At 56.1% G+C, this 13,286-nt stretch carries 13 protein-coding genes; 9 read left to right on the top strand and 4 right to left on the bottom strand.

The genetic code is table 11. The features are described from left to right. Positions 1 to 77 precede the first annotated feature (77 nt). The 3 genes from QCE48_RS11045 to QCE48_RS11035 all read left to right on the top strand — a co-directional run bounded on the left by QCE48_RS11045 (position 78) and on the right by QCE48_RS11035 (position 2,005). Positions 78 to 620 carry a winged helix-turn-helix domain-containing protein gene (locus QCE48_RS11045; protein ID WP_309787808.1) on the top strand — a complete coding sequence of 181 codons (543 nt, stop codon included), beginning with the start codon at positions 78 to 80 and terminating at the stop codon, positions 618 to 620. A gap of 50 nt (positions 621 to 670) precedes the next feature. Further along, entirely contained in the window at positions 671 to 931 is a 261-nt protein-coding gene (locus QCE48_RS11040; RefSeq protein WP_309787809.1) for a sensor histidine kinase N-terminal domain-containing protein, read from the top strand. Between the two features lie 78 nt (positions 932 to 1,009). Next, positions 1,010 to 2,005, top strand: coding sequence for an ATP-binding protein (locus QCE48_RS11035; protein WP_309787810.1), 996 nt, complete (start codon positions 1,010 to 1,012; stop codon positions 2,003 to 2,005). A 9-nt stretch (positions 2,006 to 2,014) separates the two neighbouring features. On the opposite strand, the gene QCE48_RS11030 is transcribed toward QCE48_RS11035, so the two are convergent. Both QCE48_RS11030 and QCE48_RS11025 read right to left on the bottom strand, forming a co-directional pair. Continuing rightward, positions 2,015 to 2,200 carry a hypothetical protein gene (locus tag QCE48_RS11030; RefSeq protein WP_309787811.1) on the bottom strand — a complete coding sequence of 62 codons (186 nt, stop codon included), beginning with the start codon at positions 2,198 to 2,200 and terminating at the stop codon, positions 2,015 to 2,017. Further along, a complete protein-coding gene (locus tag QCE48_RS11025) occupies positions 2,187 to 2,510 on the bottom strand; it encodes a DUF4148 domain-containing protein (protein ID WP_309787812.1) in 324 nt (107 codons plus the stop codon). The genes QCE48_RS11030 and QCE48_RS11025 overlap by 14 nt, the downstream gene beginning before the upstream one ends. A 1,277-nt stretch (positions 2,511 to 3,787) precedes the next feature. Between QCE48_RS11025 and QCE48_RS11020 the strand changes: the two genes are divergently transcribed. From QCE48_RS11020 to QCE48_RS10995, 6 genes are all read left to right on the top strand, one after another. Further along, entirely contained in the window at positions 3,788 to 4,276 is a 489-nt protein-coding gene (locus QCE48_RS11020) for an LssY C-terminal domain-containing protein (protein ID WP_309787813.1), read from the top strand. Continuing rightward, a complete protein-coding gene (locus QCE48_RS11015; protein ID WP_309787814.1) occupies positions 4,231 to 4,446 on the top strand; it encodes a zinc ribbon domain-containing protein in 216 nt (71 codons plus the stop codon). The genes QCE48_RS11020 and QCE48_RS11015 overlap by 46 nt, the downstream gene beginning before the upstream one ends. A 1,154-nt stretch (positions 4,447 to 5,600) precedes the next feature. Continuing rightward, on the top strand, positions 5,601 to 5,903 hold the full coding sequence (locus tag QCE48_RS11010) for a PepSY domain-containing protein (RefSeq protein WP_309787815.1): 303 nt from the start codon (positions 5,601 to 5,603) through the stop codon (positions 5,901 to 5,903). A gap of 1,725 nt (positions 5,904 to 7,628) precedes the next feature. Then, the gene (locus tag QCE48_RS11005) at positions 7,629 to 8,414 is read left to right on the top strand and encodes a hypothetical protein (RefSeq protein WP_309787816.1); all 786 of its coding nucleotides are present in this window, start codon (positions 7,629 to 7,631) and stop codon (positions 8,412 to 8,414) included. Between the two features lie 827 nt (positions 8,415 to 9,241). Next, positions 9,242 to 9,664, top strand: coding sequence for a hypothetical protein (locus QCE48_RS11000; protein WP_309794133.1), 423 nt, complete (start codon positions 9,242 to 9,244; stop codon positions 9,662 to 9,664). A 178-nt stretch (positions 9,665 to 9,842) separates the two neighbouring features. Beyond that, positions 9,843 to 10,391, top strand: a complete 549-nt coding sequence (locus tag QCE48_RS10995; RefSeq protein WP_309788351.1) for a cytochrome b/b6 domain-containing protein — start codon at positions 9,843 to 9,845, stop codon at positions 10,389 to 10,391. Between the two features lie 750 nt (positions 10,392 to 11,141). Here the strand turns inward: QCE48_RS10995 and QCE48_RS10985 are convergent. Continuing rightward, the gene (locus QCE48_RS10985; RefSeq protein WP_309787818.1) at positions 11,142 to 11,774 is read right to left on the bottom strand and encodes a cytochrome c; all 633 of its coding nucleotides are present in this window, start codon (positions 11,772 to 11,774) and stop codon (positions 11,142 to 11,144) included. Positions 11,775 to 11,995: 221 nt separating this feature from the next. Next, on the bottom strand, positions 11,996 to 12,304 hold the full coding sequence (locus QCE48_RS10980) for a DUF4148 domain-containing protein (protein ID WP_309794131.1): 309 nt from the start codon (positions 12,302 to 12,304) through the stop codon (positions 11,996 to 11,998). Positions 12,305 to 13,286 lie beyond the last annotated feature (982 nt).

Raw genomic sequence — 13,286 nt, 5'->3', positions numbered from 1 at the left:
CGACTTGACCGCGTAACAACGCTTGATCCAACCGCCGTATTGACGCGACCGTTGCTACGCGGCCATCTTGGCCCCGTGTGTGGGAGATCGAGCGCTTACTTTTGCTCGATTTGGGGCTGCCAAAGATGGATGGCTTTCGCCTGCTGAAAGGCTATCGTGCCCAAGGTGGCAGTTCTCCGGTCATTGTCGTGACGGCGCGCGATGCAGTGACGGACCGAGTTTCAGCGCTTGATGCGGGTGCTGACGACTATCTGATTAAACCGTTTGACCTGCATGAGCTGGCGGCCCGCGTGCGCGCGCTCCTGCGACGCCGCGTCGGGCAATCGCGACCAATGTACGTTCACGGAGACATAACCCTTGATGAGAAGGCTCGCCAGGTATTCGTGCATGGAACGGAAATCCCACTTTTGCCCAGAGAGTTTTCCCTGCTAAGAGTTCTTATTGAGGAGCCTGAGAGAGTCTTCGGTCGAGCGGAACTACAGGATAAGATTTACTCGTGGAATCAAGAGGTAGAGAGCAATACTATCGAAGTGCACGTCCACAATCTACGGAGGAAGCTTGGAGTTGCAAACATTGTCACCGTTCGGGGTGTCGGATACCGTCTGGCGGCAGCGGGATGAAGTCTGTCCGCTCTCAGCTATTGGTTGGCCTGATAGTTGGACTTGGCGCGATGACCGCGGTCGCTGGGTTTGGAATCTTTCGGAGTGCCCTTGAAGAAGCGAACGAGCTCTTCGATTACGAACTGCGTTCGGTCGCCATTTCCGTGCCGCAATCGGTCGTCGCTGACACGAAATTAGCCAACACGCAGTCCGAAAGCTTCGAAGATTTGACCGACGACCGGGTCGTTCTCCAGATTTGGGATGCGTCGGGTGGTCAATCATATCGCTCGCCGTCCGGCGGCATGCTGCCGCGGCAGCGTCCAGGAATTTAGACTATTGAAATAGACGGACGCAATTACCGCGTGCTTGGTTTGCAACAGGCGTCTAGATTTATTCAAGTCGGTCAGCCGATGTCTATACGAGACCAACTAGCAATTCAACTTGCGCTGAGAACGCTCTGGCCTCTGATTGTAATCCTACCACTCGAGATAGTATTGGTCTTGTTGGTGGTCAAACGAGCCTTACGTCCGGTCGATGTTCTGTCGAAATCGCTGGCGGCCCGGTCCCTTGATACCCTAAACCCGATAAACATGGCTGCGGCGATACCCGCCGAGGTCAAGCCGCTCGTGGAAGCCCTAAACGACATGCTTAGCCGGCTTGCAAGGGCCATGCATAAACAACACGTCTTTGTGGCCGATGCCGCACACGAACTCCGGACACCTTTAGCAGCAATCAAGCTACAGATTCAGGTAGCAAGACGGGACAGCGCAAACTTGAGCAGCGGTGAGGTGCTTCAAAAGCTTGAGGAAAGGGTGAATCGCGCGATTCACCTCGTGAATCAATTACTGTCCCTTGCCAGAGAAGACGCTAAAAGCGGCGCCCATACCGGCTGTGCTGACCTTCGACGCGTGGGCGCGCAGGTAGTTGGCGAGCTCTCGATATTGGCAGAGCATACGAAGGTGGACCTTGGCTTGGAGTGTCTGGGATTCACCGCCTCCGAAAGCTCGATATTCGTCGTTGGCGACGAGGCGTCGCTTATTACCATGGTAACGAACCTCGTCGACAATGCCATTCGATACACTAATCCCGGCGGTCGGGTCGACGTTCGCATTTGCGAAGATGGTGGCGGCGCGATGCTCGCCGTCGTTGATGACGGTCCTGGTATTCCCTCAAATGACCTTGAACGAGTCCTGGACCGGTTCTACCGTGTCGAGAATGCCAACACCCAAGGTAGTGGATTAGGATTGGCCATCGCCGTGGCTGTCGCTGCAAAACACGATGCAAAGCTCACACTCAGGAACCGGGCAGACGCGCACGGATTGGAGGCCGTTGTGACCGGGCTTCGCCGAATCTCAGGCAACGCAGTTACAGAAATGTTAGACCTGGACGGACCTATTACGCTCTAGGCTCGTTCTCTAATTCGCAGCCGCAACGTAAGCCGCGCCTTGTCGATAGTTCTTCATCGATACCGTGTCGGCCGATGCTGACTCAAACTCCACGCGGAAGTTACGTTTGCAGGCCAATCCGGCGCGGCTCGTTGACCAATCTGCACGCGCTGAAAGCAGCAGCCAGACGAGCCGGTCGCCATCAGTGATGTCCATACATGGAGCGCGAAGCCGTCGAACCCGACGTACGATGCCCCGATTGTGTCGCGCCGCTTGTGACGCCACCTACTCCTTGAGTAGCGGCTTGTGTTGAGGGATTTCCTGCCGCAATGCGGGCTTCGGCAGCTTGAACGTCGGAGGGATAGGTAGTATTGTCCCGCTTTGCCGGATTGTATCCGGCCTTCTCTAACTGAACGAGTTCGGCACGCACTTGTGCCCGGGTGACCGGTGCATTCGACTGCTGAGCGAAAGAGGCCAACGGTGTCGCCAACACGGCAACTATGACCACGGCTTGAAGGGATTTCATGATTGGTACCTCCACAGTAATTTCCGTCGCGTACAGCCCTGTCCGCGACCGGTAACTGCAGAATAAGGTTCGCATGCTTAAGCGGACATTATGCGAGCTATTGGATTCTCGATGGCACTAGCGGTGAAGTTCGTTTAAGGAAATCTTAAGGTCGCGCATGCCATTCTCTTTGTGGGGTGGAAACTCGCCGGTTTCTACGTTGGCCTACTCCGAGTGGCGAATCACATTGTTTCCAGCGCGCGCTTCACACGTGCTGACGAACTGGTCTCGCCTCAAGCCATTACGTGCGAGGGTGTTGGCGCACGCTGCGTGAGGGTCGTGGTTCCCAATGGATTCGCCACTTTCGGGTGGACTTTCACGGCACACGAAGGCCGGGTGTCGACCCGCCGGGTCCAGCAGCTTCGAATCGACCTTTATAGTCTGTGGGCATCTCCGCCGGTGAAGTCACAGCGCGCGCTACCGACGTCCAGCACGAAGCGCGTGCGGGCACCTCGCGACACCTGGCCTGCGGAAATCTGAATTGCGCTAAGTGGCAACTGGCGCGCGGACCGTGGAGATGTCGATGGAACACGCATACGAACATCTATTGCGCCTGCTAGCCGGCCACCCGGTATGGACGCTCGCGGTCGCTTTCCTCGCTGCGTTTCTCGTAGCGGTCGCAATTGTTGGCACATTCAGCCCGGGTAGCACTGCGATGTTCGTAGCCGGTGCGCTTGCTGGAACCGAGTCCTTAAATTTAGGGACGCTGTCCCCATGCGCGATTGCTGGCGCAGTATTCGGGGATGGCATGGTATGAGCTACTGGCTCGGTACCCGCTATAGGTCGCAGATTTGCGAGTTGTGGCCCTTTCGGACGCACCCGCAAGTCTTTGAGATGTTCTTCGGGGTCTTACAGGACGTCATCAGCGGCGACTCACTTGTATGGGCTGACGTGTCCGTTTATCACTTCCTTCAATCTGTGCGCAGCCCATGGGGCGACACGGTCATGTTGAACCTTGCCACGCCCGGCCATTGGAGGCGCGGCGCTTGCAGCGATTTGGGTGTCCGCTGTCGCTTTTACTGCCGTGTGGCGGAGGCCGGTAGTGCGACCATCGCGTTGGTTCATGCCAGTCCTCATTCTGACGATTGTGTGCGTCAGTGTGGCGCTGCGGCTTGACGCAGGAACAACCGCACCGAAACCCAACAGGGAGCTAACAAAGGCATCTGTCATCGCGACAACGTCGCAATGGACCGACTCTCTGTGGCGGAGCTTCCCTTGCTATCGCTCAGACATAGAAGGTGACCGGAAGGGAGCCTCTAGCTATCCAGTGGTCCGCGAAGATTGAGCAGATAAAACGTCTCCTTCGAGCTCAGGGTTGGGTCGACGGAGCGAAGCTTTCTGCGCGCAGCCTGCTTTCCCTCGCTTTCCCCAAGGTTTCAGCGATGGCACTGCTGGTGCTGCCAGAGCTAAACGAGGGTGTGCCGTCTTTATACGTCTTCACGCATGCCGGCAGTACGACAGACGAACGCGACGTGCTGCGTTTCTGGCCCACGGATTATGCGATTGAGGAGCAGGGCGCGGCGTTAGCGCCCGTTTGGGCGGGTTCGCTGGTGCATGAACGGCTTTATCGCACATCTTGGCCAATCAACGTGCAACGTGCCGTTGACCCTGAGAGGGCGCCTTTGGCCGTGCATGACCAGTTGCTCGCCCTCCCAGGGGTGGCCGTGTTGGCAAGGAAGGATTGTCATGGCGTTCCTGTGACGCTACTAACCTCGCGCTCCGGCTAAGGGAGCACGGTGGGTCACGAGCCGGTCGAAAGCTGGCGAGCGTGGCGCTCCGCACTCGCGAATGGACCTGCCCCGAGTGTGGCAAAGTCCATGACCGGGATAAAAACGCTGCAGGGAATCTCCTCGCAGCCGGATTTCGAGCCACGCGTTCCGCAGGGGCGCGGAACTAAAGCCTGTGGACCGAACAGAAGTCCTTTTGCGGACAACTCTCGGGGGCGGTGCGGGTCGGAACAGGAACTTGGTTCGCGAAGGCGAGGAACCCTCGTCCTTCAGGCGGGGAGAGCGTCAGAAAGCTTCGACCTGTGCTGCCGCGACGGGCCGCCGCCTAAAATTTAGGGCCCTGGCGAGGCTGAGTGACGTCGCTACAATGTCTTTTAACTCTTTCACTCGAAGTGAACTTCCTTGGACATGTTAGCCATTGGTCTTTGTGGGAGACTGTTATCCCAAGGACACCGCGACCGCTGGTCGCGGCGTGCGTGACCATCTGGCTCCGCCGTTGGAGAGAGGTTTCCCGTGTTCGCTACACGACGGTTTACATCAGCAGAACCGGTGCTGCCATCGTTTATCACGAAGATTCCAGCATACCGGATGGTGCGAGGCCAAAATCTCACGGTGCACGTCCCAATCTTCGATGCTTCGAAGACCAGATGGCTGTGATATGAGTGATTTGTCACCGCAGGGCAGAGACAGCCTGGCAGATGAGACAATTATTTCAGGATACCAGCAAGACTGCGGTCCGCAGGGGCTGCAAAATAGGCAACGAAGGAGCAGGAGATGGCTTCGCTAACAATCTACGCAGCTGGAAGAGGCCCGCGGGGACGCTGACAAACTGTCCACGCAACTCATTCGCGAAAACGAGACGGTGTTCATGGAGGACCTGTGCATCAAGGGATGATACGCAGCTCTTTCGCACAAAGTTGCAGCGACGCTGCGTGGGTGCGCTACTTAGACAGCTCGCCTACGAGGCGGTGCGGTATCGCCGCACGTACCGGCGGGCGGACCGGTTCGTCGCGTCGAGCTAAACCTGTTACGCCTGCACGTTCCGGCCGAAGGCACTGCCGTTCGACATTCGGCTGTGGAGTTGCCCGGATTGTGTCGAGATACTCGAGCCGAAGCAGGAACGCAGCGAGGAATATCCTTGCTGCGGGCCTCTCACAGCACGTGCCAGTTGAGTTCCCGGACAAATTTAAGGGACCGGCGCATCGGCTATCGGCTCTCCTTGCATCAGTTGAAAGTTGGTTCATAAACTCTTCGGGCGTTAAGCATGTGTTAACCATCGAACGCGCAATATCGCTATGACTTAATCGTCTTAACGGAGGTTCGAATGAAAAAAGTCATTGGCTTCACGCTGGCTTACGGCCTGTTCATCGCCAGCTTCGGTGCAAATGCCTTCAACGGGCAATCGCTTTCGAAAGATGCGAAGTTCGACATTAGCGAGGCACGCGCTATCGCGCTGAAGGCACATCCAGGAAAAATCGTAGACGAAGAACTGGAGAAGGAGGCCGGCGGCACGGGGCTGCGGTATTCGTTCGACATTCGTAACGGGAGGGCGACCCAGGAAGTCGGTGTAGATGCTAAGACCGGAGCTGTTTTGGAAAATAAAACGGAGGGACCTAACCCCGACTAGGATTCGCAACGAAGTACGCCGGGCAACACTGCGAATCGCACGTACTGTGCTCTGACATTCGCTGCTACCCCAGCGAGTTCTTGGGTCGTCGCCCGCCTTTTTCCGGCGTGCTTCGGTCAATCTGACTTTGTCGGGCGAGGCGCCCAGTTGCGTCGAATAGTCATCATGGTCCCGACGAGGCGGGAAACGTAACTTGCGCTTCTCGGCTCAGTTCGGGGCGGCTTGAGTCGAGTCGCGTCGAGACTTCTTATGCGGGGAACCTGTGCTGTTCGCAAATATACTTCGTCGAGCGGCGGATAGTGCTTTAGTTAGGCTCTACGGCGGCCAGCGAGACCGACGGAAGACAGCCGCCCCTCAGTACGCTCCACAAAGAGGGGGCGTTCCAGAATCCGAAGCTTTGGAAATAGCCGGTTCATGCCGTTAGCGCTCAACCGGGCCGTCGCCCGCATCTACGAGAAACGGCCGGTGTGGGCGACATTGAGGTCAAAGAGATGCGGGGTTGACGACACTTCATGTTGCCTTAAGCGCGCAAGTCGCACACTTTTTATCTAATGCACATCCACACATGTGTGCGGTCGTGTGGTTGAGCGCCGCTGACCCGCTCTTGGACGGTCCTTGAAGGAGAGTCAAAATGAATATCAGGTACTTCTACATCGCATCATTTATGGCGCTGATGCTTGTAGCAACGTATGCCAATGCGACCTCGACGACCAGCTACACGAAGGTCGTACACCTTCGTGACGGTACTATGGCAACATGTGTGGTCAACGGTCCGGTTAACGGAACAACTAGAACTGGCGGTCAAAGTACTCTCACGACGGCCCAACGCAACGAGGCCGAGGTCGATGCGACCGCTCGACTGCGTCGTCTGCCGGCTCATCCGAAGGACTATCCCACCCCGCGCACCGCGCCAAGGGTAACTTGCTCTTAAGTCCGCGATACGTCGTCTTCGATAGCTTGCTTTTTTACAATCGTTCAGACAGTGTATTAACAACGAAATTTCAAGTGCATTTGCGTTGTCGAATTTATCACGGCAGCACACCGATTCAGAATAGTGCGTGCTATAGAAAGGACTAAACCGTCATCTACTGGTAACGCAAACCAGTTTGCGACGACCAGTTCGACCGTGAGACGGCGACTTCGACTACACCTCTCGTAGGCGGCTATATGAAGGTTCTCGATTTCGAACTGATGTCATGTATCAGCCTTCGTAGGGCGCCTGAACCTAGCGCTGTCGCTCTGCTTAGCGCTCGCCCTGCGCCCGGTTGATAATCGGTCGCTCGCCAACGGCTCCATCGGGAAGAGTCCCGTGCCGTTCGGACTTTAATCAGCCTCAGCACGCCGACCTCATTCCAATGAGCCGCAGTGATTATCCACCGAGCATCTGCTAGAGATGAAAACGCTGCGGTAAGCGTTTGAACATCACGATGTGCGAAGCGATTGAAGAACTGCACGTGGAAAAGATTGGAGGAGTTTCGACGGAAAGAGGCTAGTGGCGCTGGGAATCTCTAACGGCCCGGCGGTGGTACAGACGATTCCTCCACAATATCGAACGCGAGCGTGATTCTTTCGCTGCGCCAGACGACGTCTTGGAGGAAGCTCATTCCCTAAAGTCAAACCATCCGGGCTGGCTAAGCCTCCCTTAAGAATTGACTCACTATGATTGCTCCAGGCGGGTATGTTTGTGGGTGTTGCCGCCTATCCAATTTGAATAAAGGTGAACAAATGCTAGTCAGCGAGAAAACCACGGTGCCTTCGGGAGCCTGGCTTAGCAAAGTCCCGCAGGTGACGCTGATGTTCTGGTTTGTTAAGGTGCTTGCGACCACCGTCGGAGAAACCGGTGGAGATTCGCTCTCCATGACGTTAAAGCTTGGCTACGGAATTAGTACGCTGATAGTGCTGAGCTTTTTTGCAATAACGTTGGCAATCCAACTCCGCGCAAAGACGTATCACCCGTTTGCGTATTGGGCAGTCGTTGTAGCGACGACTACCGTCGGCACGACTACATCCGACTACATCGACCGTACCTTGAAGATGGGGTACGTGTCATCGTCGGCCATGCTTCTCCTGGCTGTCTTGCTGGTTCTCATCGTGTGGCGCGTTGTCGTTGGTCGACTCGAGTTCGAAAACATCACGACGAAAACTGAAGAGCTATTTTACTGGCTCACGATTCTGGTCTCAAATACCCTCGGAACAGCGCTCGGAGATTTCGTCGCGACCACGACCGGGCTGGGATTTGAACGCGGTGCACTGGTTTTTGCGAGCTTACTTTTATTGGTCGCAGCGGCACACTTCTGGTGGAAGAGGATGCCCACAAGCGTCGCATTCTGGGCGGCTTATGTGTTGACCCGTCCATTAGGTGCGACGCTAGGCGATACATTAACGAAAGGTCACGCGGACGGGGGGCTCGCGCTCGGCACGATTCCTTCTTCGCTAACTATCGCCGGCGTCATGATTGCGGCAATCGTCGTAGTAGCGATGCGCGAACGCAGCGCGCCGCGCATCCGTTGAATCCGACAGCAAGAACGCATTCCGATTAAACACGCGAGTAGCACGTGATAATCGGTGGCTTCGAGACGTGGGATTTGCTGATTGTGCCACGAAGCGGCGGGCCGTTGGCACTTCAAACGACGCAGGTGCGTCGTGCATGCTACCTACAAGATAACTTAGGTTGAACCAACCGCGCTTGCTCTAAATGGCCCCACTCGACGTCAACTCGTCATCGACGTGAAGGCCGCGGTTGACCACGCTTGTCGTAACGCTTGGACAACACCGACCGGGGTGAAGACGCCCAGCGCTGAGCCGGAACATGTCGCCAGCTTTGTCATCGCTGGCGTACCGTTCCTCAGGTCGGGGTTCCTCGTCACACTTGCGAGCGCGACCGCAGTGAAGGTAACAGTGTCAGGGGCTTTTGTGCACCAGTCTCCGTACGTGCACTGGCCGCCCGGTATCGCCCAATCGCGCTGCGAACTGGGAGACCTGCTTCTTGTCGTACGCCCGGACGCTGCGAACAAGCCGAAGGAAGGCGTTGCGTTACTGATTCAGACGAAAATGAGCGCGTCAGGCCAGGTCAAGTCGCCGGAGGTAACCCAGCACAACCTCTACTCGACGTGGCCGAAGTTCAGGGTTGAGGGAAGTGCAATTGATTGCGAACTGCAGGCGTCGAAGATTCCCGAGAGCTCCGTCGATGAGTTAGGACGGTACGGTCTAATCGCTCGCACGAATCCGCCAAAGCGCTACAAAAGGGAAGGGAAGGTAGGGCGCCTTGGGGGCTCGTTTCGCCGGCGATACCACTGAAGGCTTCAGCCGGGCTGGGCCTGCCTGAAGCATTAGTTGGCATGCTTGACGGGACAACAGGGGTGAGATTCGACGCGTCGGCGGACCCCTGGTCCAAGCTTGTGCATTTCTTGTTGGACGAGACCTTCAGTCGGCCATTTGCGCTCAAATCACTTTTTGGAGGACAGCAATATCCCCGAGGACTCCACGCATTTCTCATCGCTCACCCGCGTCGTTCTGCGGGAGAGTTTAGGTATGCGACCGTTTGCGGAAACTTTGTTGCCTGGTTCGATAAGAGGCGTCGTGGGCTGCTGGAAGCGATTGAAACGGGTGAGCCGAACATCTATTCTTTTAGTGTCGGGCCGGATGGACAAATGCTGCCGCCAAATGTCCCTTCACTCGGATTGCGACCTCAGCGCGGCGGCGGTGGCATCAGCACGGTGATGGTCGATTTTGGAGGCCTGCCTGAAAGAATCGTAGGTTGAATAGCACTCAATGTAGCTAAGCGATTCCTAAGCTAGCAAAGGTAGGATGCTCGTTACTTTGCGCACGCCGGCGATTGACAGGATAGGAAACTCGAGCTTCGCGAAGCACAGGAGGTGCTAACGTCTTATCGCAAGGGTGTCGAAGGCGCAGTCTTTCATGCAAAAAACTGGAAGGATTATGGTTACGCGATATAGACGGCCCCTGCGACTTGCGAATGTCCGTTACGACTTCGTTTCTCGAATTCTGCACTGGCTAACGCTTGCTCTGGTAGGTGCTCAGTATGCGCTCGGTTGGCTCATGCCTGATGTCAAAGGGACGACGCCGCCGATGGGTCTGCAGGTTTGGCATATGAGTCTCGGTACATCGTTGTTGCTAGTCGTGGTACTCAGATTGGTATGGGCGTTATACCGAGAAGCTCCGCCTCCGGCATCCCGGTCGCGCGTGCTGAACGTTTTGGCGTTGGTTGTTCATGCGATGCTATATTTTCTCCTTCTCGTTGTGCCGCTTCTTGGATGGCTCAACGCCAACGGGCGAGATTGGCGTGTACGGCTGGCGGGCGTTATCAATCTTCCCCAAATCGCCACCCAGGGTTCTGGTGGGGCCGCGCTCGGAGAACTGCACAGTGCAGGCTCGATTGTTCTGCTGGTTTTCATCGGATTGCACGTAGCTGCTGCCGTTGTGCATCAGGTGGGATTTCGCGACAAGCTTTTGCAACGTATGCTTTAGGTGAACATGGTTTTCATCTGCAATCTAATCAGCGTTCGCCAGAACGTCATTAAGAATGGTTGGCATTAACGGTTATCGAGAGGTGCGGGGGTTTTTATATCGAGATGAGGGGAAAACGATACGGTGTTGTCTTGATAAAATCGCGGGAAAATCATGGCGTCTGCACAAGAACTCAAACGTTATCGCGCAAACCTGGTCGACGAACTACACAGCGCGGCACTTTACGAGACGCTGTCCCACGTAGAGGGGTCCAGCAGTCGTAAGCAGGTCTTTATCGAACTCGCTCGTCGGAGCGCCAACATGCGCGCGTGTGGGCCGAGAAGCTGCGGGCCAACGGAATTCAAGTCTCCCAAGGCCGAAATCATTTCGGCAAAGCGCCGGGAGGTATTCGTCTGCCTGCGTGGAACGTACCAAATCCCCGAGCGTGCTTCTCTGCAAAAGCCGACAACGATTGCTGCGCGCCGTTGCGGCAGCCATTCGTCTGCGTCACACCCGTTCCGGGTGGAGAAATTTCGCGGTAGTAGATACGGAAAAAAGAAGCCCGACATCGCTGTCGGGCCAAAGGGGACGGTCTCACTTACCGGCAAAAACGGTATTGGCATACGCGTTACGACTTCGCCGGGCTAGACCGTCCGCGTGGAAGGTGACGCCACCTTATTTGGCGCGTCCGATGTTAAAGAGAGGGCAAGGCATCGCCTAGAGACAATACGCCTGCAAGCTTAGGTAACGCTTATGGCGTCGAAATTCGTTCTATTCCATATGAGCGTGTCGATGCGAGCCGGGGCTGTGGGTGGCGGGAGTATCGCCCTTTGCATCCTGCGCGGGGTCATGCATTGATTCCATTCCTTGCATATTTTTCATTCCTTCCATCTCTTCGTCCGGAGGTGCTTTTGCCACCATGTCTTTGTATTCCTGCGGGCTCATCTTAGGTAGCTTCCGTACGAACGCTACCATGCTCCAAATGGTTTCATCGTCGTGCGACAATCCCCAAGCGGGCATTGCGCTCATTTTTAGCCCATGCTTGATGACCCAGAATGTGCTGCGGGGGTCGAGGTCTGCCTTAGCGAGTTCGGGAGGGTGGGGGTAAAGGCCGGGGGCGAGCTCAGAATCCTTAACGCCTGGAGCCAGGTGGCACTTCACGCACATTGATGCGTATTGGCCCGCGCCCTTCAGTATTAGTTGCGGGTCTTCAAGGTTCGGCGGAGCGATTCCTTTCGCGTGCGCGTCAACCGACCGACTCCGAAACGTCTGAAGGATTCTGTAGGTCAACGGCCAGTGAGGCGCGTCTGCTCCTACGTTATAGCTGCCGGAGAAAACGAACGTCGTCGAGCCGACGAGCGCGGCGACAGCGATTGTTGCGACGGGTGCGACCCAATGTTTCATATGTTCACCGGTGGAAGGATGTAGGGGGCGTGCGACCACAGCACTCAAGCTGCCTCACCATCCATTGGAGAATTCGAACAGTAGCTTGGACCTCGCTGGGAATTCAGGCGCCCCGACCTGTCACCGTCTTGCGGTCGCTCGCTTCGTTCAACGGTAGGCGCCATGTCGTCAAGCGTGGCTTGAAAACGCAAATTCGACATTGAGTTGCTTCAAGATAGGGGTCAATGCCGAAGACGATACTGTTCGCGGTTGTGTTGGACGGTGCGCTGGCTCGGTGGATAGTCCGTCTTATTCGACGGTACGACGCCGTCTTTCTGTGCTTGCATCAACTCCCCATACACCTGTGCTCGAGTCTTGCCGGGGGAGCTTCCGGAACTGTTGCCGTCGACAGCGCCTCCGTAGGAACCGGGCGCAGCGTTTGTACTCTGACTCAACGAGGCGTCATTGAGCCGGTAAGTGTGTTCCGCAAGAGCAGGTGCGGTTACAGCAATCCCCAAGGCGGTAGCAATCAAAGCGCTCGCAATTTTCATTTCGCATCTCCAAGTGGTGTGCATTAGAGGCGAGTGTAGGTGGGGGACCCTGACTAAAGCATGGCTCCTAGATGAAAAATGCGCAATCCAAGAGCGGCTTGCAAGTTGTCAACGCACAAGACAAACGGTATTGCCTCTGCTCTCGTAGTGGGAAATATCACCGCAGCTAACAAGTGACGAATGAATGGCAAGAATGTAATCTTGGCGCAATTACCCGGGAGCGATTTGTCGATATAGTTTGCGACGTACGGATTCGGGCTCGGATGCGGTCTTCACGCGCCCGCTAGTGAGGCACTTCAGCAGATTCATACACCTGATAGCGCGCCGTATTTCGTCGCAGCTTCAAATAGCAGGTCCAATAAGTCTGAGGGGGTGCCTGGGGAGTATGCAGGACTCGCGAACCGCCGACGAACAAGTCGAACGTCCGGACATCCCAACAGAGATGTTGTGGTACTTGTCGAATGTGGATGCCTGAACCGCCGGCTGATTTACTGCGCGATGGACGTTCGTACAGGGCCAGGTGAGGTCGTCCGCATTGGGCCCGACAGCTACTGTCGGGCCTTTTTTTCACACGCGGGCAAGAGAGTAGGTAAATTGAAATTTTACCGGCCCCAATCACCTGAACACCTGGAGACCATCATCAAGTCACGCCGCTGTTCTCCTCGGTGTGTTATTCGTCGTATGGTGCGGAATATAACAGTGCACGGGTCCATTTAGTCGTGCCTACACGTCTCTGCCAATCCTGACAGTTTGCTTTTGACTTTCGCGCCCGACCACCTGGGAACAGAGCAGGCAATCAAGGCCATCGGTCTACCATATGTGATTTTTCGGAACGGCGATATCAGGAGAACTTGCTCCGAGCGCTTCCGTATGCGCCGAAGAGCGGGCAGTGGCAGTCGGCGGCCGCAGGTGGAAGAACTTCATACGGTGGACGCGAGGACATTCCGACGCGCTAGCGGCAGCGTTCGATACTTCCTTTTCG

It is taken from the genome of Caballeronia sp. LZ024, from assembly GCF_031451455.1.
GTDB classification, from domain to species: Bacteria; Pseudomonadota; Gammaproteobacteria; order Burkholderiales; family Burkholderiaceae; genus Caballeronia; species Caballeronia telluris.
The sequence above is the reverse complement of the archived record's forward strand: the minus strand, read 5'-3'. Positions and strand labels throughout refer to the sequence as shown.

Excerpts from the sequence above, each read along its gene's own strand:
- QCE48_RS11000 (WP_309794133.1), top strand. The coding sequence starts at position 9,242 with ATGCTTGACGGGACAACAGGGGTGAGATTCGACGCGTCGGCGGACCCC.
- QCE48_RS10980 (WP_309794131.1), bottom strand. The coding sequence starts at position 12,304 with ATGAAAATTGCGAGCGCTTTGATTGCTACCGCCTTGGGGATTGCTGTA.
- QCE48_RS11025 (WP_309787812.1), bottom strand. The coding sequence starts at position 2,510 with ATGAAATCCCTTCAAGCCGTGGTCATAGTTGCCGTGTTGGCGACACCG.
- QCE48_RS11030 (WP_309787811.1), bottom strand. The coding sequence starts at position 2,200 with ATGGACATCACTGATGGCGACCGGCTCGTCTGGCTGCTGCTTTCAGCG.
- QCE48_RS11005 (WP_309787816.1), top strand. The coding sequence starts at position 7,629 with ATGCTAGTCAGCGAGAAAACCACGGTGCCTTCGGGAGCCTGGCTTAGC.
- QCE48_RS10995 (WP_309788351.1), top strand. The coding sequence starts at position 9,843 with ATGGTTACGCGATATAGACGGCCCCTGCGACTTGCGAATGTCCGTTAC.
- QCE48_RS11040 (WP_309787809.1), top strand. The coding sequence starts at position 671 with ATGACCGCGGTCGCTGGGTTTGGAATCTTTCGGAGTGCCCTTGAAGAA.
- QCE48_RS10985 (WP_309787818.1), bottom strand. The coding sequence starts at position 11,774 with ATGAAACATTGGGTCGCACCCGTCGCAACAATCGCTGTCGCCGCGCTC.
- QCE48_RS11010 (WP_309787815.1), top strand. The coding sequence starts at position 5,601 with ATGAAAAAAGTCATTGGCTTCACGCTGGCTTACGGCCTGTTCATCGCC.
- QCE48_RS11035 (WP_309787810.1), top strand. The coding sequence starts at position 1,010 with ATGTCTATACGAGACCAACTAGCAATTCAACTTGCGCTGAGAACGCTC.